At 38.3% G+C, this 26,813-nt stretch carries 33 protein-coding genes; 27 read left to right on the top strand and 6 right to left on the bottom strand.

Annotated features, from left to right (window positions below; all coding sequences use genetic code 11):
* Positions 1-77: 77 nt before the first annotated feature.
* From HZC31_04435 to HZC31_04405, 7 genes are all read left to right on the top strand, one after another.
* Positions 78-272, top strand: coding sequence for a hypothetical protein (locus HZC31_04435; GenBank protein MBI5002608.1), 195 nt, complete (start codon positions 78-80; stop codon positions 270-272).
* Positions 265-630: a type II toxin-antitoxin system VapC family toxin gene (locus HZC31_04430; protein MBI5002607.1), complete on the top strand. Its 366-nt coding sequence runs from the start codon at positions 265-267 to the stop codon at positions 628-630. The genes HZC31_04435 and HZC31_04430 overlap by 8 nt, the downstream gene beginning before the upstream one ends.
* A 42-nt stretch (positions 631-672) precedes the next feature.
* On the top strand, positions 673-1,362 hold the full coding sequence (locus HZC31_04425; GenBank protein ID MBI5002606.1) for a DUF2391 family protein: 690 nt from the start codon (positions 673-675) through the stop codon (positions 1,360-1,362).
* Positions 1,363-1,367: 5 nt separating this feature from the next.
* A complete protein-coding gene (locus HZC31_04420; protein MBI5002605.1) occupies positions 1,368-1,811 on the top strand; it encodes a hypothetical protein in 444 nt (147 codons plus the stop codon).
* A 62-nt stretch (positions 1,812-1,873) separates the two neighbouring features.
* The gene (locus HZC31_04415; protein ID MBI5002604.1) at positions 1,874-2,395 is read left to right on the top strand and encodes a hypothetical protein; all 522 of its coding nucleotides are present in this window, start codon (positions 1,874-1,876) and stop codon (positions 2,393-2,395) included.
* Between the two features lie 12 nt (positions 2,396-2,407).
* Positions 2,408-3,340 (top strand): DMT family transporter, encoded by a 933-nt coding sequence (locus tag HZC31_04410; GenBank protein ID MBI5002603.1) that lies wholly within the window; start codon positions 2,408-2,410, stop codon positions 3,338-3,340.
* A gap of 18 nt (positions 3,341-3,358) precedes the next feature.
* Complete coding sequence (locus tag HZC31_04405) at positions 3,359-3,637, top strand: hypothetical protein (protein ID MBI5002602.1); 279 nt, start codon at positions 3,359-3,361, stop codon at positions 3,635-3,637.
* A 7-nt stretch (positions 3,638-3,644) separates the two neighbouring features.
* Here the strand turns inward: HZC31_04405 and HZC31_04400 are convergent, their stop codons facing one another.
* Complete coding sequence (locus HZC31_04400; protein MBI5002601.1) at positions 3,645-3,803, bottom strand: hypothetical protein; 159 nt, start codon at positions 3,801-3,803, stop codon at positions 3,645-3,647.
* A 212-nt stretch (positions 3,804-4,015) separates the two neighbouring features.
* On the opposite strand from HZC31_04400, the gene HZC31_04395 reads away from it, so the two are divergent.
* The 4 genes from HZC31_04395 to HZC31_04380 all read left to right on the top strand — a co-directional run bounded on the left by HZC31_04395 (position 4,016) and on the right by HZC31_04380 (position 7,722).
* Positions 4,016-5,305 carry a hypothetical protein gene (locus HZC31_04395; protein MBI5002600.1) on the top strand — a complete coding sequence of 430 codons (1,290 nt, stop codon included), beginning with the start codon at positions 4,016-4,018 and terminating at the stop codon, positions 5,303-5,305.
* A 65-nt stretch (positions 5,306-5,370) separates the two neighbouring features.
* Complete coding sequence (locus HZC31_04390; GenBank protein MBI5002599.1) at positions 5,371-5,967, top strand: hypothetical protein; 597 nt, start codon at positions 5,371-5,373, stop codon at positions 5,965-5,967.
* A gap of 53 nt (positions 5,968-6,020) precedes the next feature.
* Entirely contained in the window at positions 6,021-6,950 is a 930-nt protein-coding gene (locus HZC31_04385) for an ABC transporter ATP-binding protein (GenBank protein ID MBI5002598.1), read from the top strand.
* A gap of 7 nt (positions 6,951-6,957) precedes the next feature.
* The gene (locus HZC31_04380; protein ID MBI5002597.1) at positions 6,958-7,722 is read left to right on the top strand and encodes an ABC transporter permease; all 765 of its coding nucleotides are present in this window, start codon (positions 6,958-6,960) and stop codon (positions 7,720-7,722) included.
* Positions 7,723-7,729: 7 nt separating this feature from the next.
* On the opposite strand, the gene HZC31_04375 is transcribed toward HZC31_04380, so the two are convergent.
* The 4 genes from HZC31_04375 to HZC31_04360 are packed head-to-tail and all read right to left on the bottom strand — an operon-like array spanning position 7,730 to position 12,177.
* On the bottom strand, positions 7,730-8,848 hold the full coding sequence (locus tag HZC31_04375; GenBank protein MBI5002596.1) for a hypothetical protein: 1,119 nt from the start codon (positions 8,846-8,848) through the stop codon (positions 7,730-7,732).
* Entirely contained in the window at positions 8,845-10,188 is a 1,344-nt protein-coding gene (locus HZC31_04370) for a hypothetical protein (GenBank protein MBI5002595.1), read from the bottom strand. The genes HZC31_04375 and HZC31_04370 overlap by 4 nt, the downstream gene beginning before the upstream one ends.
* A gap of 10 nt (positions 10,189-10,198) precedes the next feature.
* Complete coding sequence (locus HZC31_04365; GenBank protein ID MBI5002594.1) at positions 10,199-10,771, bottom strand: HIT family protein; 573 nt, start codon at positions 10,769-10,771, stop codon at positions 10,199-10,201.
* Entirely contained in the window at positions 10,768-12,177 is a 1,410-nt protein-coding gene (locus HZC31_04360) for an HIT domain-containing protein (protein MBI5002593.1), read from the bottom strand. The genes HZC31_04365 and HZC31_04360 overlap by 4 nt, the downstream gene beginning before the upstream one ends.
* Positions 12,178-12,253: 76 nt before the next feature.
* On the opposite strand from HZC31_04360, the gene HZC31_04355 reads away from it, so the two are divergent.
* The 7 genes from HZC31_04355 (at position 12,254) to HZC31_04325 (ending at position 18,935) form a co-directional block, all read left to right on the top strand.
* Positions 12,254-13,618, top strand: coding sequence for a hypothetical protein (locus tag HZC31_04355; GenBank protein MBI5002592.1), 1,365 nt, complete (start codon positions 12,254-12,256; stop codon positions 13,616-13,618).
* A gap of 32 nt (positions 13,619-13,650) precedes the next feature.
* Entirely contained in the window at positions 13,651-13,947 is a 297-nt protein-coding gene (locus tag HZC31_04350; GenBank protein ID MBI5002591.1) for a hypothetical protein, read from the top strand.
* Positions 13,947-14,441 carry a DUF3368 domain-containing protein gene (locus tag HZC31_04345; GenBank protein ID MBI5002590.1) on the top strand — a complete coding sequence of 165 codons (495 nt, stop codon included), beginning with the start codon at positions 13,947-13,949 and terminating at the stop codon, positions 14,439-14,441. Before HZC31_04350 ends, HZC31_04345 begins: the two co-directional genes overlap by 1 nt.
* Positions 14,442-14,451: 10 nt before the next feature.
* A complete protein-coding gene (locus HZC31_04340; GenBank protein ID MBI5002589.1) occupies positions 14,452-15,531 on the top strand; it encodes a hypothetical protein in 1,080 nt (359 codons plus the stop codon).
* Positions 15,528-16,580, top strand: a complete 1,053-nt coding sequence (locus tag HZC31_04335) for a hypothetical protein (GenBank protein ID MBI5002588.1) — start codon at positions 15,528-15,530, stop codon at positions 16,578-16,580. Before HZC31_04340 ends, HZC31_04335 begins: the two co-directional genes overlap by 4 nt.
* 113 nt (positions 16,581-16,693) lie before the next feature.
* A complete protein-coding gene (locus HZC31_04330; GenBank protein ID MBI5002587.1) occupies positions 16,694-17,887 on the top strand; it encodes an acetate--CoA ligase family protein in 1,194 nt (397 codons plus the stop codon).
* Positions 17,888-18,044: 157 nt separating this feature from the next.
* Positions 18,045-18,935: a CoA-binding protein gene (locus tag HZC31_04325; protein MBI5002586.1), complete on the top strand. Its 891-nt coding sequence runs from the start codon at positions 18,045-18,047 to the stop codon at positions 18,933-18,935.
* Between the two features lie 6 nt (positions 18,936-18,941).
* On the opposite strand, the gene HZC31_04320 is transcribed toward HZC31_04325, so the two are convergent.
* Entirely contained in the window at positions 18,942-19,319 is a 378-nt protein-coding gene (locus HZC31_04320) for an NUDIX hydrolase (GenBank protein MBI5002585.1), read from the bottom strand.
* A gap of 76 nt (positions 19,320-19,395) precedes the next feature.
* Here HZC31_04320 and HZC31_04315 point away from each other — a divergent pair, with 76 nt between their 5' ends.
* The 9 genes from HZC31_04315 to HZC31_04275 all read left to right on the top strand — a co-directional run bounded on the left by HZC31_04315 (position 19,396) and on the right by HZC31_04275 (position 26,730).
* The gene (locus HZC31_04315; GenBank protein ID MBI5002584.1) at positions 19,396-19,554 is read left to right on the top strand and encodes a hypothetical protein; all 159 of its coding nucleotides are present in this window, start codon (positions 19,396-19,398) and stop codon (positions 19,552-19,554) included.
* 61 nt (positions 19,555-19,615) lie between these two features.
* Entirely contained in the window at positions 19,616-20,389 is a 774-nt protein-coding gene (locus HZC31_04310) for a citryl-CoA lyase (protein MBI5002583.1), read from the top strand.
* Positions 20,390-20,432: 43 nt separating this feature from the next.
* Positions 20,433-20,981, top strand: coding sequence for a LemA family protein (locus tag HZC31_04305; protein MBI5002582.1), 549 nt, complete (start codon positions 20,433-20,435; stop codon positions 20,979-20,981).
* A 234-nt stretch (positions 20,982-21,215) separates the two neighbouring features.
* Positions 21,216-22,124, top strand: a complete 909-nt coding sequence (locus HZC31_04300) for a M48 family metalloprotease (protein MBI5002581.1) — start codon at positions 21,216-21,218, stop codon at positions 22,122-22,124.
* A 45-nt stretch (positions 22,125-22,169) separates the two neighbouring features.
* Positions 22,170-23,105 carry a dihydroorotate oxidase gene (locus HZC31_04295; GenBank protein MBI5002580.1) on the top strand — a complete coding sequence of 312 codons (936 nt, stop codon included), beginning with the start codon at positions 22,170-22,172 and terminating at the stop codon, positions 23,103-23,105.
* A gap of 24 nt (positions 23,106-23,129) precedes the next feature.
* Positions 23,130-23,795, top strand: coding sequence for an orotate phosphoribosyltransferase (gene pyrE, locus HZC31_04290; protein MBI5002579.1), 666 nt, complete (start codon positions 23,130-23,132; stop codon positions 23,793-23,795).
* A gap of 11 nt (positions 23,796-23,806) precedes the next feature.
* Positions 23,807-24,685 carry an orotidine-5'-phosphate decarboxylase gene (gene pyrF, locus HZC31_04285; GenBank protein ID MBI5002578.1) on the top strand — a complete coding sequence of 293 codons (879 nt, stop codon included), beginning with the start codon at positions 23,807-23,809 and terminating at the stop codon, positions 24,683-24,685.
* Positions 24,686-24,763: 78 nt separating this feature from the next.
* Complete coding sequence (locus tag HZC31_04280) at positions 24,764-25,294, top strand: GNAT family N-acetyltransferase (GenBank protein ID MBI5002577.1); 531 nt, start codon at positions 24,764-24,766, stop codon at positions 25,292-25,294.
* 53 nt (positions 25,295-25,347) lie between these two features.
* On the top strand, positions 25,348-26,730 hold the full coding sequence (locus HZC31_04275) for an amidohydrolase family protein (GenBank protein MBI5002576.1): 1,383 nt from the start codon (positions 25,348-25,350) through the stop codon (positions 26,728-26,730).
* Positions 26,731-26,813 lie beyond the last annotated feature (83 nt).

Here is a 26,813-nt window from a genome sequence, read left to right as displayed (position 1 = left end):
TTTTACCACTAAAAAGTGACAAAGAAAGAAAAACAAGCGAAACATTTAAATATAAATTATAATTTATAAATTATAACATGACCACAACTGTCGCAGTAAAAGAAGAAACGTTTCATATGCTCCAAGAAGTAAAAGCAGAGCAAGAAGCAGAAAGCTTTGATGAAGTCATCAAGAAACTGATTTTAGCAGCGAAAAAACCAAAGAAATCGTATTTTGGCGCGTTTCCAAAATTAGGAACATTCAAGAGGGAAGAACTTGACCGTCTTGATTGATTCAAATTTGTGGATAGAGTATTTCTCTGGATCCCTTCTTGGAAAAAAAGTGCAAGCACTTATTGAAGGAGAAGAAAAGATAATGATAAGTACAATCAATATTGCAGAAATATATCGACATGTGCTGAGCAAGAGAAATAAAGCAGACGCAGAAAGAGCGAATGAAATTCTCCTGCAATATAGTTTTAGTATTCCTGTAACAAATGAGATTGCGAAAGCAGCTGCAATTCTGAAACATGAAAAAAAGGTAGGACTTGCAGATGCGATTATTTACGCGACAGCAACGCAGGAAAATGCGCAGGTAATAACAGCAGACAATGATTTCAGAGGATTTGAGAATACACAAATAATTTCATAGGAAACGCAAAACTATAATAACCCCTTCTCCCATAAAAGCGCCATGCCAAAGAAGAAGCAAAAAAAACCTACTGAAAAGAGAACCACTGCGTTATCAAGTGTAGAAAAGAAAATAGATCTCATTCTTGAACAACAGAAATTGCTCCTTGAAAAACAAAATATTCTTCAGCAAGAAGAAAAAAGAATTGAAGAGAAAGAAAAAAAGATTGAAACGCTTGAAATAGAGGAAAAGAAGGAAGAAGAAAGAATTGAAAAAGTTGCCGAAGAAGAGGAAAGCACATTGCAGCAGCTTGAAGAGCTCGAAAAAGAAATAAAACAGGAAGTAAAAAGAAGCCCGCTAAAGAAGATAACCTATCGTGATTTTACAAAAGGGATGATCGGCGCGTTTATTGGAATTGTTGCGCATTTTTCTTTTCTTGAAGGGCTTGATGTTGCGGAAAATTTTACCATGCTTCGCGCGTCGTTGCTCTATTTCATCGCTTTTTTGATTGGCGTTTCCTTTCTCTATTTTTCCGGCTTTCGTTCAGTGGAAGACAAAACCATTTTAAAGATAATTCCGTTGCGCATTCTTGTTATTTACGCAAGCGCGATCTTTGTCACATTTATTGTATTGGCTGTGTTTGGAATTATCACCATGCAGTCGAATTTTGAAGAGGTATACAAGACAATCGCCGCGATAAGCATCCTTGCGATATTAGGCGCGTGCACTGCGGATCTCATGGGAAAGGAGTGAGAAAAATGACAGAAAGAGTACAACTGGAACAGGGAATAAAAGCATTGACACCACGATTGGCAGCGCAGCTTCCAAAATTGAAAGAAATGATGCAGAATCTTACGACACATGCTGCTGTTACTCGCCATGGTGATCCTGAATTTGAGGAAGCAAGAAAAAATTACTTGCATATCCTTGAAGGATTAATCCGCTTTTCGCAGACAAATTTTCATAATGGACAATTATTGTACAAAATAAATGCTGAAGCGATAAATCTAGTCCAGCTGATGAAGGAAGAGGTGAAGGGATTAGTGGAATTGCATAGAGCGGTTTCACGATTTACAGTTCAGAATTCAAGAGAAGAAGTGCCAAAAATACATGCGATAATCACAAGATTAGAGACAATATATACCACGGAAGTGAAACTTGTCCAGGCGTTTGATAAAGCAGAAGGAATAAACGCTGCGTGAAGAAAAGAGTGGATGGTATTCTTGACGCAAAGTATAATAACCCCTAGATCAATAATGCTGCTATGCAGAAGAAAATAAGGAAAAAAGCAGGAAATAGTACGCAGAGAGCAGAGAAAAGTCCACAAATCATGCAAAGTGAAATAGCAATCATGCAAAGCATTGCGCAAAAGAAGAGTGGCGTCGAACAAAAGATGGAGCGTTTCGTCGCAATGACCGCGATGCTCTTATTAATCTTCACCAACATTCTCGGTGCAGTAGTACTAATCCCATTTTTATTATTCTTTGAGGGAAACGCGCAATACGCGATCGTTGGAATGTTCGCGATTGGGTTTGGTCTAATCTTCAATTTTATGATTCATTCAATAGAACATCTTGGAGATAGGCATCATCTCATCGCGGGCATTGTTGTCCCAACATTCGCGTTATTAGACCTCATTATTCTCTTTACATTATTAGAAAAAATAAAAGAAGTCTTAAAGGTACAAACAGAGTACAATTATGCGTTGATCATTGTGCTGTTTGTCGTCGCGTTCCTCATTCCGTACATAATAGATATTGTTCGGGGAAAGCATAAGTTTCAATAAAGAGGATTCTTCATGAACAAACTCAAGGAAATGCATTTTTCATTACTTTTAACAGCAATCACCGCTCTCTGTTTTGCGTTTCCAGCGATATTTGTCAAGCTACTGATGGGTGAACTTTCCCCTATTGGGACACTGACCATTCGTTTCTTGATCGCGGCAGCGTTGTTTCCAGTTGTTGTGATGATTGTCAAGAAGAATAAACTCAAAGCAATAGTGCATGCAAAAGGAGACGAGCTCAAAGAGTTTTGTATTTTAGGATTTTTGTTGTTTGCAAGCATTGCGTCATTATTTAGTTCCTTTCTCTATATTCATGCAAACAAAGCAATGTTGATCTACATGATGTATCCGTTGTTTGATGGTATTCTCGCGTGGATCGTTCTGAAAGAAAAAATAACAAAAGCAGATATTGCTGCGATGGTCTGTACAATCATTGGCGCGTATTTCATCTTTGGTATGAATAGTACAGAAGAAGGAAGCATGCTGGGGTATGGGCTTGCGGCAACAGGAACATTGCTTTTTGCGGTGTACTCCATTTTCAGCAGAGAAGTAGGACGTTGTTATGAATATTATAAGAGAACTGCGTGGCTGTTCATTTTCTGTTTCTTTTTCTTTATGATAGCGTTCTTTATAACAGGAAATCCAAAAACAATTTTGCTGCTCAACCCAATAAGCTGGCTCTGGCTCCTTCTGTTTGGGGTAATTAGTACACTTATTCCCTATATGTGTTTGAGTTACGCGACAGTATATTTGAAGTCCTCAGTCATAAGCGTCATGTTAATTTTAGGAAATGTTATAGGGATTGGATTAATTTCATGGATGTTCAGTGAGCCAATGACAGTTCCGATGTATATCGGCGCGGGGTTTATCATCTTTGGTTTTGTGATTACCACCGTTGCAGAGTGGGAAGAGGAAGAGAGAAAGTATCATCATGTTTGTCATCACTAAAGAAACAGCGTGATTATCATGCTCGAATACAGGCAATATAAAATAAAAGAACTGCTTGAACTAGAACCATGGTCAGCCTATAAACTCGCCAATTATTTCAAAGTAGAAGCAGCAGATATAATTAAAGATTTAGAACTGATCAAGCGAGCAATTCGACCAAAGAAAATTGAGATGATTCCTGCAACGTGTGATGGTTGTGGATTTCAGTTGAAAGATCGAACAAAGCTCAAAGCGCCAACAAAGTGTCCGAAGTGTAAAATCGAAGCAGTGCAGGATCCATTACTCTTCATTAAGTAGAACAAAACTAGTTCTTTACAAAGAGCAAGCGCCACGCCAAAGCAAGCAGCGCACCGCAAAGAATGAAGATCGCAATTTTGATAATCACAACATAACGAATGAATTTCTGCTGCACAGAAGTCATTGAAGCATATTTTTTCTTTAAGGAAGCGATTTTCTTCTTCATAAAGATGAATAGGTAAGAGGAAAATATAAAGGTTGTCAGGAATGGGGTATAAACGCACAAGACCGAACGTTGCTGTGAGGTCTTGTGCGTTGAGACGCGAGCGCTTATCGAGCGTCTCTTTCCTATGTTCATGTTAATGAAAAAACTAAAAATAATTCCTGAGGGAACCAATCTTCGAAAACATTATATACAACAAAGAGAGAAACATAAGCATGGCAGATACCTTCACCAAAGTCACGCAAACAATTCTCAAGAAATACAAAACATCAAAGAAAGAACACGATATCATCTTAAAGAAAATAGACGGATTTCTCCACGAAATCCGAGTTGCGTTAGATCACATGAAAATCGAAGCGTATGTCATGCTTGGAGGCAGCGCGGCAAAAGGAACATTCATCAAACACGACTTTGACTGCGATATTTTCGTGCGATTTCAATATGACAAATACAAAGAAAAAGATCTTTCAACTATTCTAGAAACTGCGCTAAAAAAAATAAAGAGTGTAAAATACGAAAAAGTCCATGGTTCAAGAGATTATTTCACAGGCAAATGGAAAGATCTGCATTACGAAATCATCCCTGTTCTCTATATCACTAACAAAAACATGGCAAAGAATATTACAGACATGAGCCCGCTCCACGTCGAATGGTTAAATCAACACATTAGTGAAGAAATCAGAGACCAAATCCTGCTCACCAAACTTTTCTTCAAAGCGCAAAAAGTCTATGGCGCGGAAAGTTACATGAATGGCTTTTCTGGCCATGTTGTTGACCTTCTAACAGTCTACTACGGCTCATTCAAAGCACTGCTGGAAAACATCGAAAAGTGGCAGGAGAAAGAACTCATCAACATGACACCACATGCGGTAAACATGAACACATTAAATCCTGACAAGCTCCAATCCGCGATTATCATGATCGATCCAGTACAGCCAGAAAGAAACGCGGCAGCTGCAGTGAGTTTTGAACAATTCTACACCATCAAAAATCAAGCAACAGCGTTGCTCGCAAAACCGAGTATAGAATTTTTCAAAAGAAAGAGTATCACAAAAACAGATATCGCGAAAATAAAAAAAGACGCGGCAAAGAAAGACGCGGCGTGCATTATTCTTAAAGCATTGCCAACACATGGAAAACTCGACACCATCGGTACAAAGATTTTCAAGAGCTTTGAATATATGAAAGAAGAACTCGAGAGAAATGAGTTTCATACAGAAGAATCTGGTTGGGATTGGGAAGAAGAACAGGAAAAGGCTGCGCTCATTTGGATTGTGGTAAAAGAAAAGAAGCTCTCTGCAATCACAGAGCAGCAAGGACCACCATTAAAACTGCAAGAAGATGTCAAAGCGTTCCGCGCAAAGCATAAAGAAATCTTCTTCAAAGGCGAACGCTTGTACGCAAAAATAAAACGAAAATACCAAAAACCAGAAGAACTGATCAAAGCAATTCTTAAAGATAAAAGAATTAAAGAAAAAGCAAAAAAGTGGACAATTATAAAGTAAAAAGAATACGATAACAAGAGAGAATAGAATAATAAAGAAGAAGAAAAATAGGATAAGAAAGGAAGATGAAAGAACTAAAAGAACAAAAAATTCTAGAAATCAAGCGACAAGCATTTCATGCAGGAATTGGAATCTTGCTAGTGCTGCTTCTGTACTTTGAAATCCTTCCATTGTGGCTTTTCTTCATCATCAATATTACAGGCACAGTAATTTACTTCACCTGGGAAAAAGGAGCGAGCAAAATATTCACATGGTTTTTTCGTCATTTTGAAAGAGAGCATGCAAAAGAAGGGCATGGCGCATTGTCGTATGCGTGGGGATGTTTTTTTACCGTTCTATTTTTCAATGCAAACACCGCATATGCGGCTATCCTCATGCTTGCGTTAGGAGATAGCGTTTCGCATTATGTTGGAAGATTTTATGGCAAAATTAAACATCCATTAAACAAGAAAAAGAAAGCAGAAGGAATAATAGCGGGCATTATGGCGGCGTTTGCAGGCGCAGTAGTTTTCATGCCAGCGGCAACAGCGTTTGGCGCGGCGTTAGTCATAATGAACGCAGAAGCGATTGAATGGAAGCTGGGGAAATACAAGATAGACGATAATTTGTGGATACCGCTTGCGGGCGCAATAGTTATAACAATAATTTCGTACATCTTCTAAGAAGCGAACAAAAAAAGCAAAGCAATTTATACCACAAAAAGAACAAGAAACTCATGAACGCACTCCACATAGAAAATGTCAGCAAAATATTTCCAGGAGCAAAGAAACAAACACTAAACAATGTTTCATTCAGCATAAAAGAAGGAGAAATTTATGGGCTTCTCGGACCAAATGGCGCGGGAAAGACAACATTGATCAGCATTATCGCGGGATTGCTCGCGAAAGACACAGGAGCAATTGCGGTCTTCAACTATGACATTGACAAAGAACCACAGGAAATAAAACAAATACTCAACGTTGTTCCAGGATTTAGTCACGTCAACAGCTCTTTATCAGTGGATGAATTTCTCGCCGTGTATGCGCACCTCTACAATGTCAAAGACTGGCAAAAAGAAAGAGAAAGTGTACTCAAGCGAGTAGAACTCAAAGACAAAAGAAGCACCCAACTCAACGAACTTTCCTCTGGCTATAAACAGCGAGCACTTTTAGCGAAAGCGCTGCTTTCAAAACCAAAATTACTTCTTATGGACGAGCCAACAGTGGGTCTCGATATAGAGATTGCGATCAAGATACGAGCGTTGATGAAAGAATTACGGGCGCAGGGATATACCATTCTTCTCACTACCCACAATATGATGGAAGTAGAAGAGCTCTGTGATAGAATTGGGCTTATCAACAACGGAAAACTTGTTGCGGAAGGAACTATCAAAGAGATTAAAAAATTAGTTGTGGAAAGAAATGGAATTGAGATAGAATGCGAAGATCCAAAGACAATAAAAAGTGTCTTTGAGAAAGAACCATATACACTTGAAGTAAAAATCATGAGCACGGGCTGTATTATTTATGTCAAAGAGTACAAGCATATCAAAGAAATAATGAAAAAACTTGCGGCAAGAAAAGAAAAAGTATATGGTATTTCGATTATGGAGCCAACATTGGAAGAAACATTTATCCAACTAACAGGAAAGAAACAAAGAAGATGAGGAAAAAATGAATCCACAAAGAATCTACGGAATGATGTATCAGAGTACAGTCATCATGAAACGAAATATGTTTCGCTTCTTTGATATTACGCTGTGGCCGCTTATTTTATTTCTTTCCCTCACGCTGTTTGTCAAATATCTGGATCAGGGAGAAGTCATTTTAGGAACAGTCATTCTTGGCGTCACAGGCTGGAGAGCCGTCTATCATGCGCAGATAGAATTTTCACAGAATTACATGGATCAATATTGGTCCGGAATGAGCGGACATTACCTTATTTCCCCAATTACGTTAGGAGAATCTATTATCGCGAATATCATTGTGAGCACGCTAAAGTTTACGTTTGTCGCGGGGTTGTATTTTCTTCTTGCGAAATTTCTGTTCCATCACACATTTTTAAATTGGGGGTTAATTTTTGTTGGATTATTAGTGCTCGGCGTATTTGGAGTCATTCTTGGATTAATCACGTTAGGAATCTGTTTTATGTATCATGAAAACGCGTTCGCGGTTTCGTTTATTTTACCTGATCTCATTGTCCTGTGGTCAGGAGTGTATTATCCAGTGAGTGTGTTCCCGAGTGCAATGCAAGCCATCGCGCATTTCTTTCCGACGTATTATGGCTTTGAAATCTTGAAAGCGTCAGTAGGCGCGGGAACAATCAACATCCCATGGCTGATTGGCACAATGCTCTTGTGGCTCGTGGGCGCGGTGTTGTTTTTAGCATGGGCAAAGAAATATACCATGAAGAAAGGATTGTTTGCGAAACTAAATTAAGAAGAATTTATTGAAAGAGTACTTTTTCAAATATCACTTGAGAAGATTTTTTCAGATTTTCAATTTTTGTAAAATCAAGTTCAACTCCTAAGCCTGCTTTGTCTGTAGATTTTCTAACTCCATTCTCAAATGTTGGCCTATATTTGTAAATATCTGGCATCTGTAAATCGTAATCAAGATCAGTTAACATAACATTTTTTGTTGATTGCGCAAAATGGATTCCGGCAGCTATTCCTATGGATGATTCAAACATGCATCCTACCATCACTTTTAAGCCATGTTTTTCACATTCTTCTGCGATAATTTTAGCTGGCCATATTCCTCCTGTTTTTTGGAGTTTGATGTTTATTCCATTTGCGCATTGTTTTTTTATGATTGTTTTAACATCTTCAAGATCTACGGCTGATTCATCAACAAATATAGGGATATTAACATTATCTGTAACTTCTTTCATCAAATCCCATTGTCTTGCTGGCACTGGTTCTTCAATAAGTATGACGTCTTGGAGAATATTTCCAAGTTGATTTAATATTTTTATAGCTTCTGCGCTTGTTTTATACGCTTGGTTGCAATCAAGAACATAAGAGATTTTTCTTTTCATTTCATCAATTTTTTCTTTTATCATCTCGCATCTTTTAATGTCATTTTTTCCCATAAGTTTTATTTTGATAACTTTAAGATGAGGATAAGCTTTAAGAATTTTTTCTACGTCTAGTTGTGTTTCTTTTGGATTTTTGCCAAAGAGGGTTATACAATTTAAAGGCATGTTTACATTCTTAGAATATAAGTTTGAAATTTTTGATTTTTCTTGCTTTCCCCATAAATCATGAAGAGCAAAGTCAATAGCCGCGCGAGCAGTTGGTGAACCTACTGGCAACTTCTTATGAATTTCTTGAATTGTTTTAAGATTGATTTCTTTTGGAAGTAAGAAAGCATTTTCTTTTAAGTAACGAAAAACTGATTTTTGGGTGTCTTTTGTAATGAAGGGGTCAGGAACAGCTTCGCCATAACCTATTAAATTATCTCTCTTGACAATCAGAAGATCGCCTGCGTTATGGTGAAATGTTTTCCAAGCAATCCTGACAGGCTCTTCAAATTTGAAGTTTAATTTGTATGCTTCTATCATTTTATCATAAACTCCATTTTGTTATCTTTTAGCATTTTTACTGTTAAAGAATGATTTGGCTTTTCTCCAAATAAGCTGTTAATAGTCTGTAAAGATACATCAATTGTCTTGGAAAAATTGAGTTTAGAGAATTGTTCAACATACTGTTTATCTAAGCCTCCCTCTAAAAATACTTGAGAGCCTGATTTAGGTATTCCATCTGCATTGAATGCTGCAAAAACGCCCAAGTCTAATAAGTTAGTTGCTCTTTTCTTCAAAATTTCGCTTTTTTTATTTTCTCCAATCTCTTGAAAAATCAAACAAAGCTTATCTCTAAATTCTTTCAGATATTCAGCTTGATTAAATCCTCCCAATACATCAATGCCAGCTAATGCCCAAATATTATAGAAGGTAATGAAAAGAGTCTCATTTAGATTTTTCTTCTCCACTTCTTTAATTATATTATTACCTTCGACGCTGTATTTTTTAGTTCCAAAATACAGGCAATCTTTATCAAGGCAGTTTCCCTCAAGATAAACCAATTCTGCATCTTCTCTTTTTTCTAAAGGAAATTCAATTCCACATTTGCATGAACCATAATAAAAATACGTTGAAGATAATACCCCATAATGGTCTTTAAAATGCTTCTCAAGAAGGGTTCGTAATTTTTTATTTACTAACAGATTCTCTCTTTTAACTTGTAAATCTTCAAGGGGCTTAATGATAAGAGGAAAGGATTCAAAATCATTAAAAAGATGAGGCCAGAGTTGACTACTAAACCAACTACTTTGTTCATTGAATGTTTCTCCTTTTTTGACCATTTGCTTTGCGTATTTGATAAATGCTGATAACTTCTCCTGATTGATGAATTTAAACATAGACGGGCTTTTCTGGAACTTGTAAAAAGATTGTAAGAAGTTTTCCATTTCCTGTTCAGTAATCTTCTCTGCTTTATTGAGAGTTATTTTGCTTCTTCCTCTTAATGTATAACGAGAGAGCTTCATGCTCTTCTCACCCATATGTGAAAGATCAACTGAACCAGGCCTTGTTTGGCTTTTAAAAGTAATACGACTGCATGGAGAAGAAATAATATTTTCATTTTCGTTAAGAAGATGGGGGAGATTAACAAGAATGTTTTCTCCAAGACCGAATGATTCTTCCCATTGTAAAAAAGCCATATGAGAACCAGTTGAAATCCTGCGAATATTATCTTGTTTAAAGTTCTTGCAAAATACTTTATATGCTTCAACATCAAGAGGTAATAATTCTCTTTTTCTCAATAAATGCTCATGAACATACTCAAGTAAAGTCTTATTTTTGAATTCCTCTTTCAGTTTCATTAATTCTGGAAATTTGCCCATAATATCAGCTCTACGGTATCCTATACAAATGCTTGACCATATAATTTTCTTCATCAGATGTAGTGATAATCTCTTTAGGAGCGTCTTTTACAGAAACAACGTCTTGAGGAACAGCAACTGCTTCTGGCTGTATTGCTTGTTGCAGAGCAGGAGCTTCTTTCTTCGCGCCTTTGTAATCAATAAAATCCGCTTTGTCTTTTATCTTCTTCATCGCGTCCTCAAAATCTGGAGGAGGAAGTTGTTTTGGCTGCCACGTCAAAGAAATGCCATCGTTTTCAAAACGGGGAATAATGTGAAGAGAAAGATGTCCTTTTGCGCCCGCGCCATTGTTACAAATAATGTTTGTTCCGTGTGATGCGAGTCCTTCATAGATCGCGCTTGCGGCGTAGCTTGCGACATAGAAGAGTTGCGTCGCGAGAGAATCAGGAAGCTGTTCCAACGTTTCTATGTGATCTTTGGGGATGACATGAATATGACCAACAGCGGCAGCGTCAGAAGGAAGATACGCGAGACAAACAGCATCTTCATACACAATCTGGCTCGCAACATGTTTCTGGCTGATGGAGCAAAGAGGGCACGTCATTGTCGTTGTAACATTTCCCGATGAAGGCGGGAAATCAGATCAAGATCTGCTCCTTTTTTTGATTTTTCTTCTGGTTCTTCCGGTGATGCTTCGTTTCCTTCTTTCTGTTTCTTTGAAAACGGTTTTTTTACATATTTTTTTTGCTGCTCTTGTTCTTTAGCTTCTTCTTGTTGTTCTTCAGAGTACTCTTCGCCAGCTTCAGAAGATGATTCCTCTTCCCCAAAAGCATGAAGGTTTGTAATAGATTCATCTTCATCCTGAATCTCCGCAGGATTCTCTGCGGCAGGAATCTCCAGATGCGGCGCAAGGTTTTTGAGCGTCTCTGTATCAACAAGACTACTTGCAAACTGTGTCGCAGAAGCAGTCTTCTCTTTAAACGGAGCAAGAATTTCTTGCACATCCTGTTCCTGATGAACATCGCGGGCAATCACTGCGCGCTCTAATGCTTCAACATCAACGCCTTCAAAGAGTTCCTTCAATTCCGAAACCTGCTGAATTTTTTCTGTGAACAAGAAGGTCTGTTTCAAAAGAAGCTCTTTGAGTTTTGGATTATCATTGACCAAATCAACAAGCTCATCCATAGAATACTGAGACTCTGCTTTTTTCGGAGGAGCGAAATGCGCGATAATGTCATCAACATCAATGTTCGCGAACACAGATTTCAAGCGACCGCTTTGCTGCACTTGTTTCTTGAATTCTTCAGGATATTGAATAACAAATTGTTTGAGTTGATCATTAGATTCCACCAATTTGATGACTGTTTCTTTTGTGTAACCTGCAGGTGAGCGGACTGATGACGAAGGTTGTTGCAGTGCTGATGGTTGTGGAGGAGATGAGTATTCTTGTTCAACAGACGAAACTGAGGAACGTACTTGTGTTTGCTGTGCTTCAACACGCGGTTGTTCCTGCCCAGGAATGGGATAAAGCGAAAAGCGCTGGCGAAGCATGATCGGAAGATTGTGCTTCAATAGATTGAATGTTTCCTGCAATTTCGCTTTATCGATAATTCCTTTTTTAGGTTGAAAAAACTCTAAATCATCAGGAGCTTCCCTAGGAATAAGATGCAGCATAAAGTGGCTGCTCTGTTGTCCAGCGGCGTAGCCGTTTGCGATGAAAAGCGTGTTGCCAAAAAGCAGCATGCCTTCTTTCATCGCAGCGGAAAGTTGTTTTGTTCGCGTAAAAAGATGTTCAAAAAGAGGAGGAGGAATTAATGGCATAATGGGATAATGTTCTTTAGGCATAATGAGAAGATGCCCTTTCGCGGCAGGGTTGATGTCAAGAATTGCGAGGAGTTGATCATCTTCGTAGACTTTTTTGCTAGGAATTTCTCCTTTGACAATCTTGCAGAAGGGACATTGCGCTTTTTGGCTGTCAATTGCCTTTTGTTGATCTGGAGAGAGCTGCATGAAGAGATTTTAGAAAGAGCAATATTTAATGGTTTTGGTGGTAAAGTATTAAAAGAAGAGAAAATGAATCTGAGTCATGACCTGGCAAAAACTTTTAGCGAGAGAAGGCGTGGACATCACAACGATCTCTGGCTTAGACATTGTTTTTTACGATGCGGTCTGGCAATTTGCGCAAAAAAAAGAAGAACTGTTTTTCACGCATTTTCAAGAAAAGAATTTCACCCACTATATTGGGGTAGATCAGAAAGAAGTAGGAAGATTTCTGTACAAAAAATATTTCAATACTCCAGAACAAATTCAAAAATACTATAACGAAGGACAAGTCCTTCTGAAAAAGATACAGAAGACAACAGAGAAGTGGGAAAAAGAGAAGAGAACAAAGACGCAGGAAGCGTTTCGTGAGTTCAGAGAACAGTTCATGCAAATCAACTATGTGTATAGTATTTTCTCCTGGCTTGCAATTGAAGCATGGCAGGCAGATTTTGAGCAGCTCCTGAATGGGATTATCAAAAGAAATAAAGTAGAACACCAACAAGATGAAATTCTCACCGCAGCATACAAGCCGTGGAAAAATACTGCGCTTCATGAGATACAAGAAAAGATAAGCAAGGGTATTTCTCCGAAAAAGATAGCAGAAGAATATCAATTCCTCAGAAGCTGGTCTGTGGTGTGGTATAGACCCCTTGATGAAGCGTGGGTAAGAAATATCACCGCTCAAAGTCACAACGATGCAAAAGCACTAACCAAAAAACAACTGTTTGCTCTCCTTAATCCAACCCCTGAAGAAAAGAAGTTCTTAGAACTTGCGCCATACATTATTTTCTTCAAAGATTGGAGAGATGATCTGAGAAGAATGCATTGCTATTCATGGACTTTTTTGTTTGAAGAAATAGCAAAAGCATGGAAAATAAAATACGAAGAAGTAGGATATCTGACATTAGATGAGATAGAAAGTGCATTAAAAAAAGAAAATAATCCAAGTAAAATAATTGCTGCAAGAAAAGAAAAGCCATGCATTATTACGTGTTTGGGAGAAGATCTGAAAATAACAGTTATAGACAAAAATATTCCTGAAAAATATGAAAAACGCATCGAAGAAATAGAGAATAAAGGGAAAAATGAAGTTATAAAAGGTCTTGTTGCTTTTAAAGGAAAAATAACAGGCAAAGTCAAAATTGTGCGATCGTACCATGATGTCAAAAATGTAGAGATCGGCGATATTCTCATTGCAAACACCACACATCCAACATACCTTCCTGCGATGCAAAAAGCAGCAGCGTTTGTGACAAATGAAGGTGGAATTATCAGTCATGCAGCTATTGTTTCGCGGGAGATGAAGAAGCCTTGTATTGTCGGCACAAAAATCGCAACAAAGATTCTGAAAGACGGTGATCTTATCGAAGTAGACGCAGAGAAAGGAACAGTCAGAAAACTTCCGTAAACTTTATATACAAGGTATACTATGTATACATTATGACTGAAGTAAATATCTCCGCAAGAATTCCAGAAGTCCTGGAAGCAGAATTAGAAGTATATATGAAAGAAGAGCATTTGGAAAAGTCAGCGGCATTACGAAAACTTCTCTTCAAATCGTTGGAAGAGTGGAGACTCGAACACGCGCTCAAGCTTTTATCTGAGGGAAAAACAACAGTAAGTAAAGCGGCAGAGATTGCGGGAATAGATATCTGGTCATTGACTGCGAAAATAAAAGAAGCAAAAATTCAGTGGGTGAAAGATAGAGCTGTCCAGGAGGATCTGGAGGCATTCTGATGGATTATGTCTTTGATGCATCACCACTTATCTATTTGGGAAAAGTTCGTGCTTTAGAGAAAGTTTCACTTCTTTCTGGAAGGAAATTCATACCGCAACGTGTGTATGATGAAGTTGTTCTCAAAGGATTGGAAAGAAGAGAAACTGAAGCGACATATGTGAACAACCTCATTAGAGAAAAGAAGTTTCTTGTAGAAAAAACAAGAATAAAGAGAGAGAGAAAAATACCCCTGAGCCAAGCGGATGTAGAAGTTATTTTTCTTGCAAGAGAGAAAAACGCCATTGCGATTATAGATGAAATATATGCGCGAGAGGTTGCAGAATCATTAAGAGTAAAGAGACACGGAACAGTATATGTAATATTACTCTTATTGCAAGAGAAAAAAATAACAAAAAAAGAAGCAAAACAATATATTGATGGAATGATCTCTTCTGGTTTTTATCTCTCTATTGATATGTATAAAGAAGTAATGAAGAAGATAGAGAATATGTGAGAAAACTACGATGACTTCCATCAAAACGCTCAAAAAAATAGACTGGATATTGCATTTAGAGAGAAAGAGCAATATTTTCTATGTTTCTATTTTCTATAAAGCATATAGTACATTAATGGAACAAGAGACTGGCTTCAGATTTAGAAAAGAGTTGTGTTGGTATAAAGATGGATTTGCGACAACATATCGCTCAGATGCGGAGATGAAAGCAGTAGTGACACATTTCCTTAAAATAATCAAAGAGAAGAATCCAAAACTGCAAGAATGGATAAAGAAAGGGAAGCAGTATCAAAAGAGAGAAGAAACGTTAATGAAGAGATTTTCAGAGAAGAATATAAAGTTCAAAAAGCAGTACAGAGAGATTATTGATGAAATGGAGCATATTTTTCTCTATCTCACCTGCATTCCATGGTATGTATTATATGCGATGGAACAAGGAATGACTGAAGAAGAGCAAAGAAGATATGAAAAAATAAGAAAAGAGTTTCAAGCATTCCGAAAAAAAACAAGACGAGCACTTCAACCAGTGATTGAAGAAATATGGAAGCAAGCAGCAGAAATAACAAAAAGAGCTGATTCCAAAGATTACGCATACTGCACAACAGAAGAAGTCAGAGAAATATTTGAAAAACAGAAAGATGTTCAAGAGATTTCCAAGCGAAAAAATGGCTGCTGGTGGTATTTTGATGAAAGAGAAAAAGCAATCTTCCTTTACGATGAAAAGATAAAAGAAAAGCTCAATATTGTAGAGAACAGTGTGAAAGAACAAACAGAAGTGCAGGGAAGAAGTGCATGTGCTGGAATTGTCCAGGGAAGAGTGTGCATCATTAATGCAGTGGATGATATGGATAAATTTCAAGAAGGAGATATTATTGTTTCCATAAACACAAATCCAACATTACTGCCTGTTTTGGAGAAATGCAAGGCAATTGTGACAAATGAAGGGGGCTTGATCTGTCACGCTGCGATCATTGCGAGAGAAATCAAGAAACCATGCATTATCGGCACAAAAATCGCAACAAAGATTCTGAAAGATGGTGATCTTGTCGAAGTCGACGCAGAGAAAGGAATTGTAAGGAAGATACAATGAACAAAATAAACATCATTCTAAAAGCAAGAAACTGGCAGTACTACTTAACGCGCCCATTTAATCTTTTTGGTGCATCATTATGGCATACATGGTATGAATCAGAAGAATGGAAACGAGTTCTTGGTGCACGATTTCCAGACGTGTTATTTCTAGAAGAAAAGAAAGACGTTGCACGATGCTACCGGCCAAAAGAACAAGTAGAAGCATATAACAAATGCGCAAAAGAAATCTATACAAACACAAAAAAGATACGAACACTTCTTGAGAAAGCAGAACAACTCAATAAACAAGCAGAAAGGATTCTTGCGAAAAAAGAAACGCTAACATTACAAGAGGCAGTGCAATTTTTAATCATTTTGAGTCTGCATGCAACAGCGCTTCCCTACAGAGCAGGAGAATTTCTCAATGAAATCAAAGACAAAGAAGTGATCAAAAAGACAGAACAGCTACGAGCAATATCATATTATCCAAGAATAATTGAAGAGATAATTATCCCTCTTGCGCAAAAAGAAGCAAAAAAAGCAGGAGTAAATGAAAATGCTGTAAATTATCTGACATATAAAGAAATTCTCGCAAAAGAGTGGCAGAAGTATAACGAGAGAAAGAATCAAGAAGGAAATTATGTTTATGCAGTCATTGATGAGAAAGAATATATTTCTTTCAGAACTGATGCAGAAAAAATCATTGAAATGTTAGAACCCATTACAAAAGAACAAGAGATCAAAGGTCGCTGCGCATATCCTGGAATAGTAAAGGGAAGAGTCAGAATAGTGAATGATCGAACAATTAAAGGAGTCATATTTAACAAAGGAGAAATCTTAGTTTCAGTAAGTACAAGTCCAATCTACATGCCGTTTATCGAGAAAGCAACAGCGATTATCACAGATGAAGGCGGACTTGTGTGTCACGCAGCAATTCTCTCAAGAGAGTTAAAAATCCCTTGTGTGATTGGAACTAAGAATGCAACACGAATGCTCAAAGACGGCGATCTTGTTGAAGTGGATGCAGAGAAAGGGATTGTGAAAAAAATTTTATCCAAAATACCATAAATAGAATGTACCCCTACAATTCTATCAAAAAAAATAATTTGTAGGGGTACAAATACTAACCTCTCCATCCAACTTCCACAACCTTTAAAAGAACAACAAAGAGACAATTCTTCATGAAACTCTACGAATTCGAAGGAAAACAACTCCTCAAAGAAGCAGGAATAGCTGTTCCAGAAGGATACATAATAGAAAACACAAGAGAAATCCAAGAACCAACAGAAGAAGTAATCATCAAAGCGCAGACATTAGAAGGTAAGCGAGGAAAAGCGGGGTTAATCAAATCCGCAAAAACAAAAGAAGAGATTCAAACAATAACAAAACAACTCCTCCACGAACACCACAGCTTTGAAACAGTAAAAAAACTCCTCATCGAAACAAAGTGCAAGATAAAAAACGAGTTCTACCTCGCAATAACCTACGACACAAAGACAAGAAATCCGGTGATCATCGCAAGCAGTCAAGGAGGAGTAGATGTTGAAGAAACAAAAAATATCCATCCAAGCAAAGTGATTGTGGAACAAGTAAACATCCTCAACAGCATCACAGAACATGAAGCAAAGCACATCCTTCACAAAGCAGGAATAGCAAATCTGCAGATGATTCCACTATTGGAAAAGCTCTACAAATTATTTATAGACAAAGATATGAAATTACTCGAGATAAATCCACTTATTGAAACAGAAAGCAACGATCTCATCGCGGCTGACGCGAAAATAATTCTTGACGACGATGCGTTGTTCAGACAAAATATTCAATTCCCACAAAGAGTAGGAATAGGCAGAGAAAAAACAGAGGCAGAAATCGCGGCAAACAAGGTCAACGAACTCGATCACAGAGGAATTGCGGGAAAAACATACATCGAATTAGAAGGAGATGTTGGCATACTCGCGTCAGGTGGCGGCGCAAGCATTACAGCAGTGGACGCGCTGATCAGCTACAAGCAAAAGCCTGCGAATTATACAGAATACAGTGGAAATCCAAGTCCAGAAAAAGTGGAAGCGTTGACAAGAATTGTGATGCACAAACCAAATCTCAAGGGATTATTTGTCGTCGGAGCAAAAGCGAATTTTACGCAGATTCATGAAACAATCGCTGCGATCATAAAAGTCATCAAAGAATTAAAACCTGAATATCCCATTATCTTCAGACGCGCAGGACCAGGAGATAAGGAAGCGAAAATAGTAGTCGAACAAACAGCAAAAGAACTCTGCTTAGATATGGAATGGTATGGCGATGAAACACCTATTACTGTTGCGGCAAAAAAAATGGCTGAAAAAATACAGGAGAGAAAACGCTGTGCTTGTTAGAAAAAAAATAAAGAAGTAAAAAAATGCAAAGTAAAGAAAAAACACGCACCAACAAAGGCAAAAACATCAGGGGGACCCATTCCCACATGAAGTGGGAATGGGGTATTTATTATTAAAAGAAGTAAAATACAAAATAAAACAACGAGAGCAAACAAAAATGAGCATTTTAATCAACGAGAAAACAAAAGTCCTTGTGCAAGGAATAACTGGAAAAGAAGGAATTCGAGCAACGCAGTTTATGCAATCTTACCAAACAAATGTCGTTGCGGGAGTCCGTCCAGGTAAAGGAGGAGAAACAGTAGAGGGAGTTCCTGTCTACAATAGTTGCAAAGAAGCAATGCAAACGCATCCAGACATCACCATATCCATAATTATCGTGCCAGCAAAAGGAGCGAAAGACGCAGTGATTGAAGCGCTCGAAGCAAACATCAAGCTCATTAATGTCATTACAGAAAACATTCCTATCAAAGATACTGCACACTGTGTTGCGCTAGCAAAAAAACACCATGCAACAATTATTGGTCCAACATCTATTGGCATCATTAGTCCAGGAAAAGCAAAAGTGGGGATGATTGGCGGATTAACAAGTGAACAATTCAGTAAAGGAAATGTAGGAATTATTTCAAAGAGCGGCGGTATGTCTTCAGAAACAGCATCTATTCTGACAAAAGCAGGGATTGGACAATCTACAGTAGTGGGTTGTGGCGCAGATGTTATCATGGGCACAAATTACGTAGAACTGTTAGAAATGTTCAAAAGCGATGAAGAAACAAAAGTAATTGTTCTGTTTGGAGAGATAGGAGGAACAGCAGAAGAAGACGCTGCGGAGTATATCAAAAAAACAAACTATCCAAAACCAGTGATTGCGTTTATTTCTGGAAAATTCGCAGAAATGCTCCCTTCAACAACATTAGGTCATGCAGGAGCAATTATTGAAGAAGGCAAAGGAACACGAGCGGCGAAAGTCGCTGCATTAAATTCTGCAGGTGTTCATGTCGTTGAAGTGCATCATGAGATTGTGGAGAGAGTAAAGGAGTTGTTAGAATAATTTAGTTCATTTCTTCAATTCCAGCCATCTTTTCACTATCCAACTCGTGTTTTGAGGGATTTCATCTAAGGAAAACCAAGCAACAGTTTCGTGTTTCTCTGGTTCGTTGTTATGCACAGTGCCTGAGAAAGAAGTTGTAGTAAATACATGATCGAGGACTTCTGTTTCTGGGTTGAGATACGAACCAAGATATTTTTCAAGAGTAACATGAAGATTCACTTCTTCTACTATCTCTCGAACTGCAGCCTGTTCAGGAGATTCATCACCATCCAATTTCCCGCCAGGAGGAGCCCAGCAATCTAAATATGGTTGTTTTTTTCTTTTGAGTAAAAGAAGTTTATTATTATGAAAAATAAAAACAGTAACGACATTTTTTATGACCATAAAAAGAAGGATAAAAAAAGAGTATAAATATTTTGTTGAGGAAAGAGTTAAATAGAAGTGAATAACAACATTTGTGATGACAAAAAGGAAAGAAAGAGTTTATGAAAATTGGCTGAAACATAAAATAGAAAACTTATACGGAAAACATTGTCCAAATTATGAGAATGGATGCGGATGTTGTCAAGCATGGTCTGTTTATGATACAATCATAGCAGACAGAAAAGGAGAGTTATAAAATAGCAACAACACATTCTTCTTCCACAAGCAATATAAACAACCGTATCTCAGCAAGAGATATGGAACAAGGCTGGAAAACATCTATCAGTGTTGCGACAGAAGAAAAGACACTCATCAGAGGTTATAATGTCGAAGACCTGATGACCAAATGCAATTTCACCCAAGCAATTTGGTTACTTTGGAAAGGAGAACTTCCAAACAAAAAAGAAGAAGCATTGTTCAACACCATTCTTATCAGCGCGATGGAACATGGAATAACTCCACCATCAATCACCGCTGCGCGAATCGCATATTCTGGTTCAGGACAAATGAACAGCGCGGTTGCGGCAGGAATATTAGCGATTGGTCAGCATCATGGCGGCGCGATGGAACAATGCGCGCAACTCCTTCATTCGCATATCGATGAAGAAATGAAAAACAAATCAGCAGAAGAGATTGCGAAACATATTGTGGACAACATGATGGAAAGAAAGCAGCGCATTCCTGGTTTTGGCCACAAAATCTACACAGACCATGATCCACGAGCGCAGGCGATTTTTCAGCAAGCAAAGAAAGCAGGCTATGCAGGAAAATATATTGAAACAGTGCAAAAAATAGAATCCTATTTAGAAAAGAAGAAAGGAAAAAAACTCTGCATCAACATTGATGGCGCGATCGCTGCAGTCATACTCGAAATGGGTTTTGACTGGAAGATTGGGCGAGGATTTTTCATCTTACCACGAACTGCAAGTATTATTGCGCATGTTCATGAAGAAGCGTGCAAAGAGAAACCGTTTAGAAGATTAGAAGATAAAGAAACATCTTATAATGGAGTAAAAGAGCGCAAACTTTAAAGCCAAATAAAGTATTCTAAGTAAAATCAACAGGTGATCAACAATGGTATGGCTTATAGTAGGAATTATCGCAGCAGTGCTGCTCATTATAGGAATAGTATTATACAATGGTTTAGTGCGATTACAAAACCAAATTGACAACGCGTGGGCGCAAATTGACGTCCAGTTAAAACGAAGATTTGACTTAATCCCAAATCTCATTGAAACAGTCAAAGGGTATGCAAAGCATGAGAAAGGAGTGCTTGAAGAATGTACAAAAGCGCGAACAGCGTTTATGGGCGCAAGTTCTGTCAAAGACAAAGCAAAAGCAGAAAATATGCTTGAAGGCACACTAAAGACACTGTTCGCAGTATCTGAAAATTATCCAAAATTGCAGGCAAATGAAAACTTCCTCCAATTGCAGGAAGAATTATCAGGCACAGAAAGCAAGATTGCGTATGCAAGGCAGCATTACAATGATATGGTTTTGGAATACAACAATAAAGTGGAAACTGTTCCAACAAACATGATTGCAAAATCATTTGGATTCAAGGAAAAAGAAATGTATCCTGTTCCAGAAGAAGAACGCAAGAATGTGAAGGTTCAATTTTAGTTTTTTCTTTTTTTAATTATGTATGCAGTAGTAAAAAATAAATAATAAAGATATAGGGATTCAATAGGACTGCGATGCGATTCAAGCAATAAGGCGAATATTCGCTCAGCAGCAGAAACACGCACCTGCAAAAGCAAGATTGTCAGGGGGACCCATTGCGTCAGCAATGGGGTATTTTTGAAATAATATTTTAAGGACATGTGAAGAACAAATAAAATAAGAAAAGTGAATAAAATGGAAACAAAACTCAATATCCATGAAGAAGTACGATGGAACAAAATAAAGACCTATCTCATTATGTCAGTATTCATCTTCATCATCGCGATACTTGGATATTTCTTAGGCATCCTCTACGGAACACCAATCTTTGGGTTTGGCATGGCAATCTTTGGCGCGATTTTCTACACCATCATCATGTATGCTCAAGGAAGCAATATTATTCTCAAAACAACAGGCGCGAGAGAAGTCAGCAAACGAGAATTTCCTCATTTGTTCCACACAGTAGAAGGAGTAGCGATTGCGGCAGGAATTCCTACACCAAAATGTTATGTGATTGACGATACAGCATTGAACGCGTTTGCGACAGGAACAGATCCAAAGAACGCGTCAATCACCGTTACCACAGGATTACTGAACAAGCTTAACAGACAAGAGATAGAAGGAGTTATAGGCCACGAAATGTCGCACATCAAAAATTACGATATTCGGGTGATGCTCATCACCGCAGTCCTCGTAGGGATCACTATTCTTCTCAGCGACTTTATTTTCAGAACCTTTTTGTGGGGTGGCGCAGGAAGAGATCGGAAAGATGGTGGCCAGTTGGTAATTATACTCATTGTCGTTGCGTTTGTGCTTGCGATTCTTGCGCCGATTATCGGAGAAATGATTAAGTTAGCAGTAAGCAGAAGACGAGAGTATCTCGCGGACGCGAATGGGGCGTTACTGACAAGAAATCCAGAAGGACTTGCAAGCGCGCTCGAAAAGATCAAAGCAGATCCTGATCCGCTTGTGGATAAAGCGAATAAAGCGACAGCGCATTTGTTTATTTCAACCCCGTTTAGAAAAACAAAAGGTTTTGTGACTGGATTATTTGCGACGCATCCGGATATTAATGATAGAATTAGTAAGTTACGGGCGATGTAAAAAACACAACCCATTTAAAACCTGAATTCCTCTCCTTCTTTTTTAATGACGAACCTGAAAACAACCATTGGAGGAATTCCATTGGAAACCTATTTCTTTAACGCGTCTGGTCCAAAATGCACAACAATCGAACATTTGGAAGCACTAGGCGCGTCAAAAAGCGGAGTCATTCTTTCAAAATCCTGCACATATGAACCGCGAGAAGGAAATCCAGAACCACGATATAAAGAACTCAATCTGGGCTCAATAAATTCTATGGGTTTGCCAAATCTCGGCTACATGAAGTATGGAGAATTCGCTCCGATCCTAAAAAACAAGTTCAAAAAACCATATTTGGTGAGTGTTTCTGGATTAAAGTTAGAAGACAATATGAAAATCATTAATCACCTCAACACTATTCCAGAAATTGATGCGTATGAAGTAAATCTTTCCTGTCCAAACATTGTAGGAAAACCACAAGTATGTTATGATTTCGAACAAACAGAAGTAGTGCTGAGGGAAATAACAAAGATCAGCAAAAAGCCGCTCGGCGTTAAACTCTCTCCATATTTTGATTTTGTGCACTTTGAACAAATGGCAGCAATACTAAATAAGTACAACATAAAATTTGTGACCTGCATTAATTCCGTCGGCAACGCGCTCTTCATTGATCCCGAAACAGAATCAGTCGTTATCAAACCAAAAGGAGGGTTCGGTGGCTTAGGAGGCGCATATATCAAACCAATCGCGCTCGCGAATGTCAGAAAATTTAGAGAACTCCTCAGAGCAGACATCGACATCATTGGCGTTGGAGGAATTCAGACAGGAGTTGACGCGTTTGAATTCTTGTTAGCGGGAGCAAGCGCAGTGCAAGTCGGCACAACATTGCAAAAAGAAGGTCCTACATGTTTTGAACGATTGGATAATGAATTAAGATTATTCTTAGAGAAGAAAGGATACGCGAGTATTGATGACGCGAAAGGAAAACTAAAGATTTTGTAAGAAGGAAGAAACAAGGTGAAAACTATGACTACATTGTATGCAGCAGAAAGCAGAGAAAGAAGAGTGGCACGAGTACAACTAGAAGCAGCATGCGTTATTATTCGATCAACAGAACCATACACCTACGCATCTGGAATTAAAAGCCCAATCTATTGCGATAACAGAGCATTACTTTCTAATGTAGATGCAAGAGAAGCTATTGTAAAAGTATATCTAGACATGATCCAAGAACATAGAATAGAATATGATGTAATTGCAGGTATTGCAACTGCGGGAATAGGATGGGCAGGAATCATTGCAGACAGAACAAGAAAACCAATGATTTACATTCGAGAAAAACCTAAAGAGCACGGAAGAAAGAATCAGATAGAAGGAAGATTTGAACAAGGACAGAGAGTACTGATCATTGAAGATCACATCAGCACAGGAGGAAGCAGTGTTCGAGCAATTCAACCAGTGCGAGAAGCAGGAGGAATTGTCGAAGCATGTTTAGCAATCTCAACCTATGAAATGGCAGAAGCAGAACAAGCATTTAGAGAAGCAAACTGTAGTTTATACACAGGAACAGTCTTTACTGCAATGGTAGAAGAAGCGAGAGCATTAGAAAAAATAGCAGCTGACCATGAAGCAATTGTTATGGACTGGAAAGCAGACCCAAAAGGCTGGGGCAAAAAACACGGCTTTGAATAAAGGGTGAAACAATGACAATGAACTACCTCGACCAACTGAAACAGCGTGCGGATGAAACAAGATCAATCATCTGCATGGGCATTGATCCACAACTCGATAAGATAGCAAAAGTCCAACCCGATCAAAGATTAGAAGACAAAGATGTGCAAAGAGCAGTAAAAGAATTTTATATCAACATTTTACAAGAATGTGAAAGACAAGGAATTTTCCCCGCGGCAGTGAAACCAAATCTCGCGTATTTTGAGAGAGGAAGAAAACGCTACGGATTGCTTGAAGCATTGGATGCGATCAACGCAGAGTGCAGAAGACTAAACATTCCAATTATAGGAGACGCGAAACGAGGAGACATTGGCGCGTCAAGTGAAGCGTATGCAGAAGCGCTGTTCAATTCTGAAGAATGGAACTTTAACGCAATTACTGTCGCGCCATACATGGGAGAAGATTCCATAATGCCTTTTGTAAAGTACTGTGATACAGGAAAAGGGGTCTACATTCTTTTGCGAACATCAAATCCAGGAAGAAAAGATATTCAAGATGTCAACAACACATATGGACATGTTGCAGAACTCATAGGAAAGCGGTGGTACAAACAAGGCATAGGCGCAGTGTTTGGCGGAACAGGCGGCACAGAAGAACTGGAAGAAGTAAGTAGGTTTTATGTCAACTGCAGAGTAGAAGTTCCCTTTTTAATTCCAGGAATCGGAAAACAGGGAGGAAGCTTAGAAGAAGTTGTTGCTGCATTAAGAAGAAGTGGTACAGATCTAAGAATCCATAGAATAAATGCATCCTCAGATATTAATTGGGCATATGAAAAAGAAGGAAATCCAAATGACTACGCAGGAGCAGCTGTGCGGGCATTACAAAAAATGAATGAGACAGTTCGATTGTAAAAACATTTTTGATTTTGTTTTTTTTCTTATTTTCCAAAACATTAATATAGAATCTTTCTAAAAAATATCATAATAACAATGAAAATAAGAACAAAAAACCTAGAACTTGTTCCCGTACATCCAAAATATGTCAACGCAGTGTACAAGATCATTAAAGAAGAAAACAAAGAACTCTCGAGTTGGACAACAATTCCATTTCCTATAACAAAGAAAAAAATAAGAGAGTATTATCACGAAGGAAAGAGGAATGACGATAGTATTTTCATAATAAAAAGCAAAACAGGAGAGGTTATGGGATCCATTAATTTTCTGTATAGAAAAAAGAGTAACAGCGGAGCAATAGGATATTGGCTGGGGAGAGATTATCGAAATAAAGGGTATATGACTGAAGCAGTAAAAAAGATGATTGAGTATGGCTTCAGAAGAAAAGGGGTCGTGCGCATAGATATAACCGCGTTAGAGCAAAACATCCCGTCGCAAACAGTAATTAAGAAATGTGGATTTGTCTATGAAGGAACACAGCGGATGGCAGCGTTAAATGGACTCAATCAATATGGTAACTTACGAATGTACAGTATTCTCAAAAACGAATTTGAAAAAAAAGAATAGGACAGAAAAGAGGAAAGAATAGCTTTATAATTCCTAAAAAAACACCGAAAAGCATGGTAAATAATGTTATCATTGAAGGGCAAATAGTAAGACCTGACGACGTATTCTTTGGACAAATTGCAATTGACGCAAAGACAGGACTTATTACAAGAGTAGAAAAAGGAGCAGGACTTTTCGAACAAAGATCAATAGGGAAGCCAGATTATATATTCCCTGAAAGCGTTCTTATATTTCCAGGATTTGGAGACATCCATATTCACGCGCGAGAAGATGAAACAGAAAAGCAATGCTACAAAGAAGACTACGCAACAGTTAACGCAGCAGCGCTTCATGGAGGTGTCGTTCATACAAGTGACATGCCAAACACCCCTGCGCCACTGATCACTTCTGCACAACTCCACTGGCATCAGCACCGCTGCAATGAGTACGAAGTCACCATGTTCCATTATGTAGGAATTGGTCCAGAGACAAGACCATTAGAAGAAGAAGTCGCGTACAAAGTGTTTACAGGTCCATCTGTCGGAACGCTTTTTTTTAGAAACGAACAAGAACTAAGAAACACACTCCAACATTATAAGGGAAAAAGAGTGAGTTTTCATGTAGAAGATTTTGATGTTCTAGAAACACATAAAACACAAGCAACACACGCAGCAAGAAGACCTGTAGCATGCGTGGAAAAAGCGTTGGAATATGTCCTACAAATTATCGAAGAGTATGAACTTGACGCGAAACTCTGTCATTGGCCTGTCGGTGGAAAAAGTTTTGAGATGATCGCAAAACATCGAGCAAGAGGATACAACACCGCGTTAGAAGTTTCTCCACTCCACCTCTTCTATGACGCAGATATGCTCCAAGAAAGACCAGAATTCTGGCCGTATGTACAGATGAATCCTGCGTTGCAAGGAAGAGAACACAGGCTTGCATTGATTCAAGCACTCAAAAGCGGATTCATTCAACATCTTGCGACAGATCACGCGCCGCACACATTAGAGGAAAAATTCAAACAATTCAAAACAGAAGAACAAGAAGGATTGGGAATGACTCCTGAACAATATTACAGGCATCTGAAAGAAACTGATCTAGAACGATGTAGAGCGCTTGCATGTCATGATGGAACATCAGGAACACCGCAATTAGATACCTATGGTCTTATCGCTACATGGCTCATGAAAGAGCATGGATTCATGCCACAAGATATTGCGCGAGTTTGCGCAGAAAATCCAGGTAATTTTGTCAACCAACTACATACAGGTCTTGGTAAGTTTGGAAGAATAGAAGCAGGATATTATGGCTCACTGACGCTTCTCGATACAACAAAGCCAACAACAGTGCGACGCGAAGACCTAAGAACAAAAGGAGGATGGTCTCCATTTGAAGGAGTGACATTCCCAGGAAGTGTTGTTGGAACATTCATAAAGGGCATTCGGTATATCTGAAAGATTTTCGGAAAAAAGCGATTTTGCCGAAAAAATAATGCAATTTCTCCTATTTTTTTCGGATAGTCCGAAAGATATTCGGA

Source organism: Candidatus Woesearchaeota archaeon (assembly GCA_016214075.1).
Lineage (GTDB): Archaea > Nanobdellota > Nanobdellia > Woesearchaeales > DSVV01 > JACRPI01.
This window is presented reverse-complemented; position numbering and strand designations above follow the sequence as displayed.

What these genes read in the sequence shown, in the direction of transcription:
- HZC31_04435 (MBI5002608.1), top strand. Translation starts at nt 78, where the DNA reads ATGACCACAACTGTCGCAGTAAAAGAAGAAACGTTTCATATGCTCCAA.
- HZC31_04425 (MBI5002606.1), top strand. Translation starts at nt 673, where the DNA reads ATGCCAAAGAAGAAGCAAAAAAAACCTACTGAAAAGAGAACCACTGCG.
- HZC31_04420 (MBI5002605.1), top strand. Translation starts at nt 1,368, where the DNA reads ATGACAGAAAGAGTACAACTGGAACAGGGAATAAAAGCATTGACACCA.
- HZC31_04415 (MBI5002604.1), top strand. Translation starts at nt 1,874, where the DNA reads ATGCAGAAGAAAATAAGGAAAAAAGCAGGAAATAGTACGCAGAGAGCA.
- HZC31_04410 (MBI5002603.1), top strand. Translation starts at nt 2,408, where the DNA reads ATGAACAAACTCAAGGAAATGCATTTTTCATTACTTTTAACAGCAATC.
- HZC31_04405 (MBI5002602.1), top strand. Translation starts at nt 3,359, where the DNA reads ATGCTCGAATACAGGCAATATAAAATAAAAGAACTGCTTGAACTAGAA.
- HZC31_04400 (MBI5002601.1), bottom strand. Translation starts at nt 3,803, where the DNA reads ATGAAGAAGAAAATCGCTTCCTTAAAGAAAAAATATGCTTCAATGACT.
- HZC31_04395 (MBI5002600.1), top strand. Translation starts at nt 4,016, where the DNA reads ATGGCAGATACCTTCACCAAAGTCACGCAAACAATTCTCAAGAAATAC.
- HZC31_04390 (MBI5002599.1), top strand. Translation starts at nt 5,371, where the DNA reads ATGAAAGAACTAAAAGAACAAAAAATTCTAGAAATCAAGCGACAAGCA.
- HZC31_04385 (MBI5002598.1), top strand. Translation starts at nt 6,021, where the DNA reads ATGAACGCACTCCACATAGAAAATGTCAGCAAAATATTTCCAGGAGCA.
- HZC31_04380 (MBI5002597.1), top strand. Translation starts at nt 6,958, where the DNA reads ATGAATCCACAAAGAATCTACGGAATGATGTATCAGAGTACAGTCATC.
- HZC31_04375 (MBI5002596.1), bottom strand. Translation starts at nt 8,848, where the DNA reads ATGATAGAAGCATACAAATTAAACTTCAAATTTGAAGAGCCTGTCAGG.
- HZC31_04370 (MBI5002595.1), bottom strand. Translation starts at nt 10,188, where the DNA reads ATGGGCAAATTTCCAGAATTAATGAAACTGAAAGAGGAATTCAAAAAT.
- HZC31_04365 (MBI5002594.1), bottom strand. Translation starts at nt 10,771, where the DNA reads ATGACGTGCCCTCTTTGCTCCATCAGCCAGAAACATGTTGCGAGCCAG.
- HZC31_04360 (MBI5002593.1), bottom strand. Translation starts at nt 12,177, where the DNA reads ATGCAGCTCTCTCCAGATCAACAAAAGGCAATTGACAGCCAAAAAGCG.
- HZC31_04355 (MBI5002592.1), top strand. Translation starts at nt 12,254, where the DNA reads ATGACCTGGCAAAAACTTTTAGCGAGAGAAGGCGTGGACATCACAACG.
- HZC31_04350 (MBI5002591.1), top strand. Translation starts at nt 13,651, where the DNA reads ATGACTGAAGTAAATATCTCCGCAAGAATTCCAGAAGTCCTGGAAGCA.
- HZC31_04345 (MBI5002590.1), top strand. Translation starts at nt 13,947, where the DNA reads ATGGATTATGTCTTTGATGCATCACCACTTATCTATTTGGGAAAAGTT.
- HZC31_04340 (MBI5002589.1), top strand. Translation starts at nt 14,452, where the DNA reads ATGACTTCCATCAAAACGCTCAAAAAAATAGACTGGATATTGCATTTA.
- HZC31_04335 (MBI5002588.1), top strand. Translation starts at nt 15,528, where the DNA reads ATGAACAAAATAAACATCATTCTAAAAGCAAGAAACTGGCAGTACTAC.
- HZC31_04330 (MBI5002587.1), top strand. Translation starts at nt 16,694, where the DNA reads ATGAAACTCTACGAATTCGAAGGAAAACAACTCCTCAAAGAAGCAGGA.
- HZC31_04325 (MBI5002586.1), top strand. Translation starts at nt 18,045, where the DNA reads ATGAGCATTTTAATCAACGAGAAAACAAAAGTCCTTGTGCAAGGAATA.
- HZC31_04320 (MBI5002585.1), bottom strand. Translation starts at nt 19,319, where the DNA reads ATGGTCATAAAAAATGTCGTTACTGTTTTTATTTTTCATAATAATAAA.
- HZC31_04315 (MBI5002584.1), top strand. Translation starts at nt 19,396, where the DNA reads ATGACAAAAAGGAAAGAAAGAGTTTATGAAAATTGGCTGAAACATAAA.
- HZC31_04310 (MBI5002583.1), top strand. Translation starts at nt 19,616, where the DNA reads ATGGAACAAGGCTGGAAAACATCTATCAGTGTTGCGACAGAAGAAAAG.
- HZC31_04305 (MBI5002582.1), top strand. Translation starts at nt 20,433, where the DNA reads ATGGTATGGCTTATAGTAGGAATTATCGCAGCAGTGCTGCTCATTATA.
- HZC31_04300 (MBI5002581.1), top strand. Translation starts at nt 21,216, where the DNA reads ATGGAAACAAAACTCAATATCCATGAAGAAGTACGATGGAACAAAATA.
- HZC31_04295 (MBI5002580.1), top strand. Translation starts at nt 22,170, where the DNA reads ATGACGAACCTGAAAACAACCATTGGAGGAATTCCATTGGAAACCTAT.
- pyrE (MBI5002579.1), top strand. Translation starts at nt 23,130, where the DNA reads ATGACTACATTGTATGCAGCAGAAAGCAGAGAAAGAAGAGTGGCACGA.
- pyrF (MBI5002578.1), top strand. Translation starts at nt 23,807, where the DNA reads ATGACAATGAACTACCTCGACCAACTGAAACAGCGTGCGGATGAAACA.
- HZC31_04280 (MBI5002577.1), top strand. Translation starts at nt 24,764, where the DNA reads ATGAAAATAAGAACAAAAAACCTAGAACTTGTTCCCGTACATCCAAAA.
- HZC31_04275 (MBI5002576.1), top strand. Translation starts at nt 25,348, where the DNA reads ATGGTAAATAATGTTATCATTGAAGGGCAAATAGTAAGACCTGACGAC.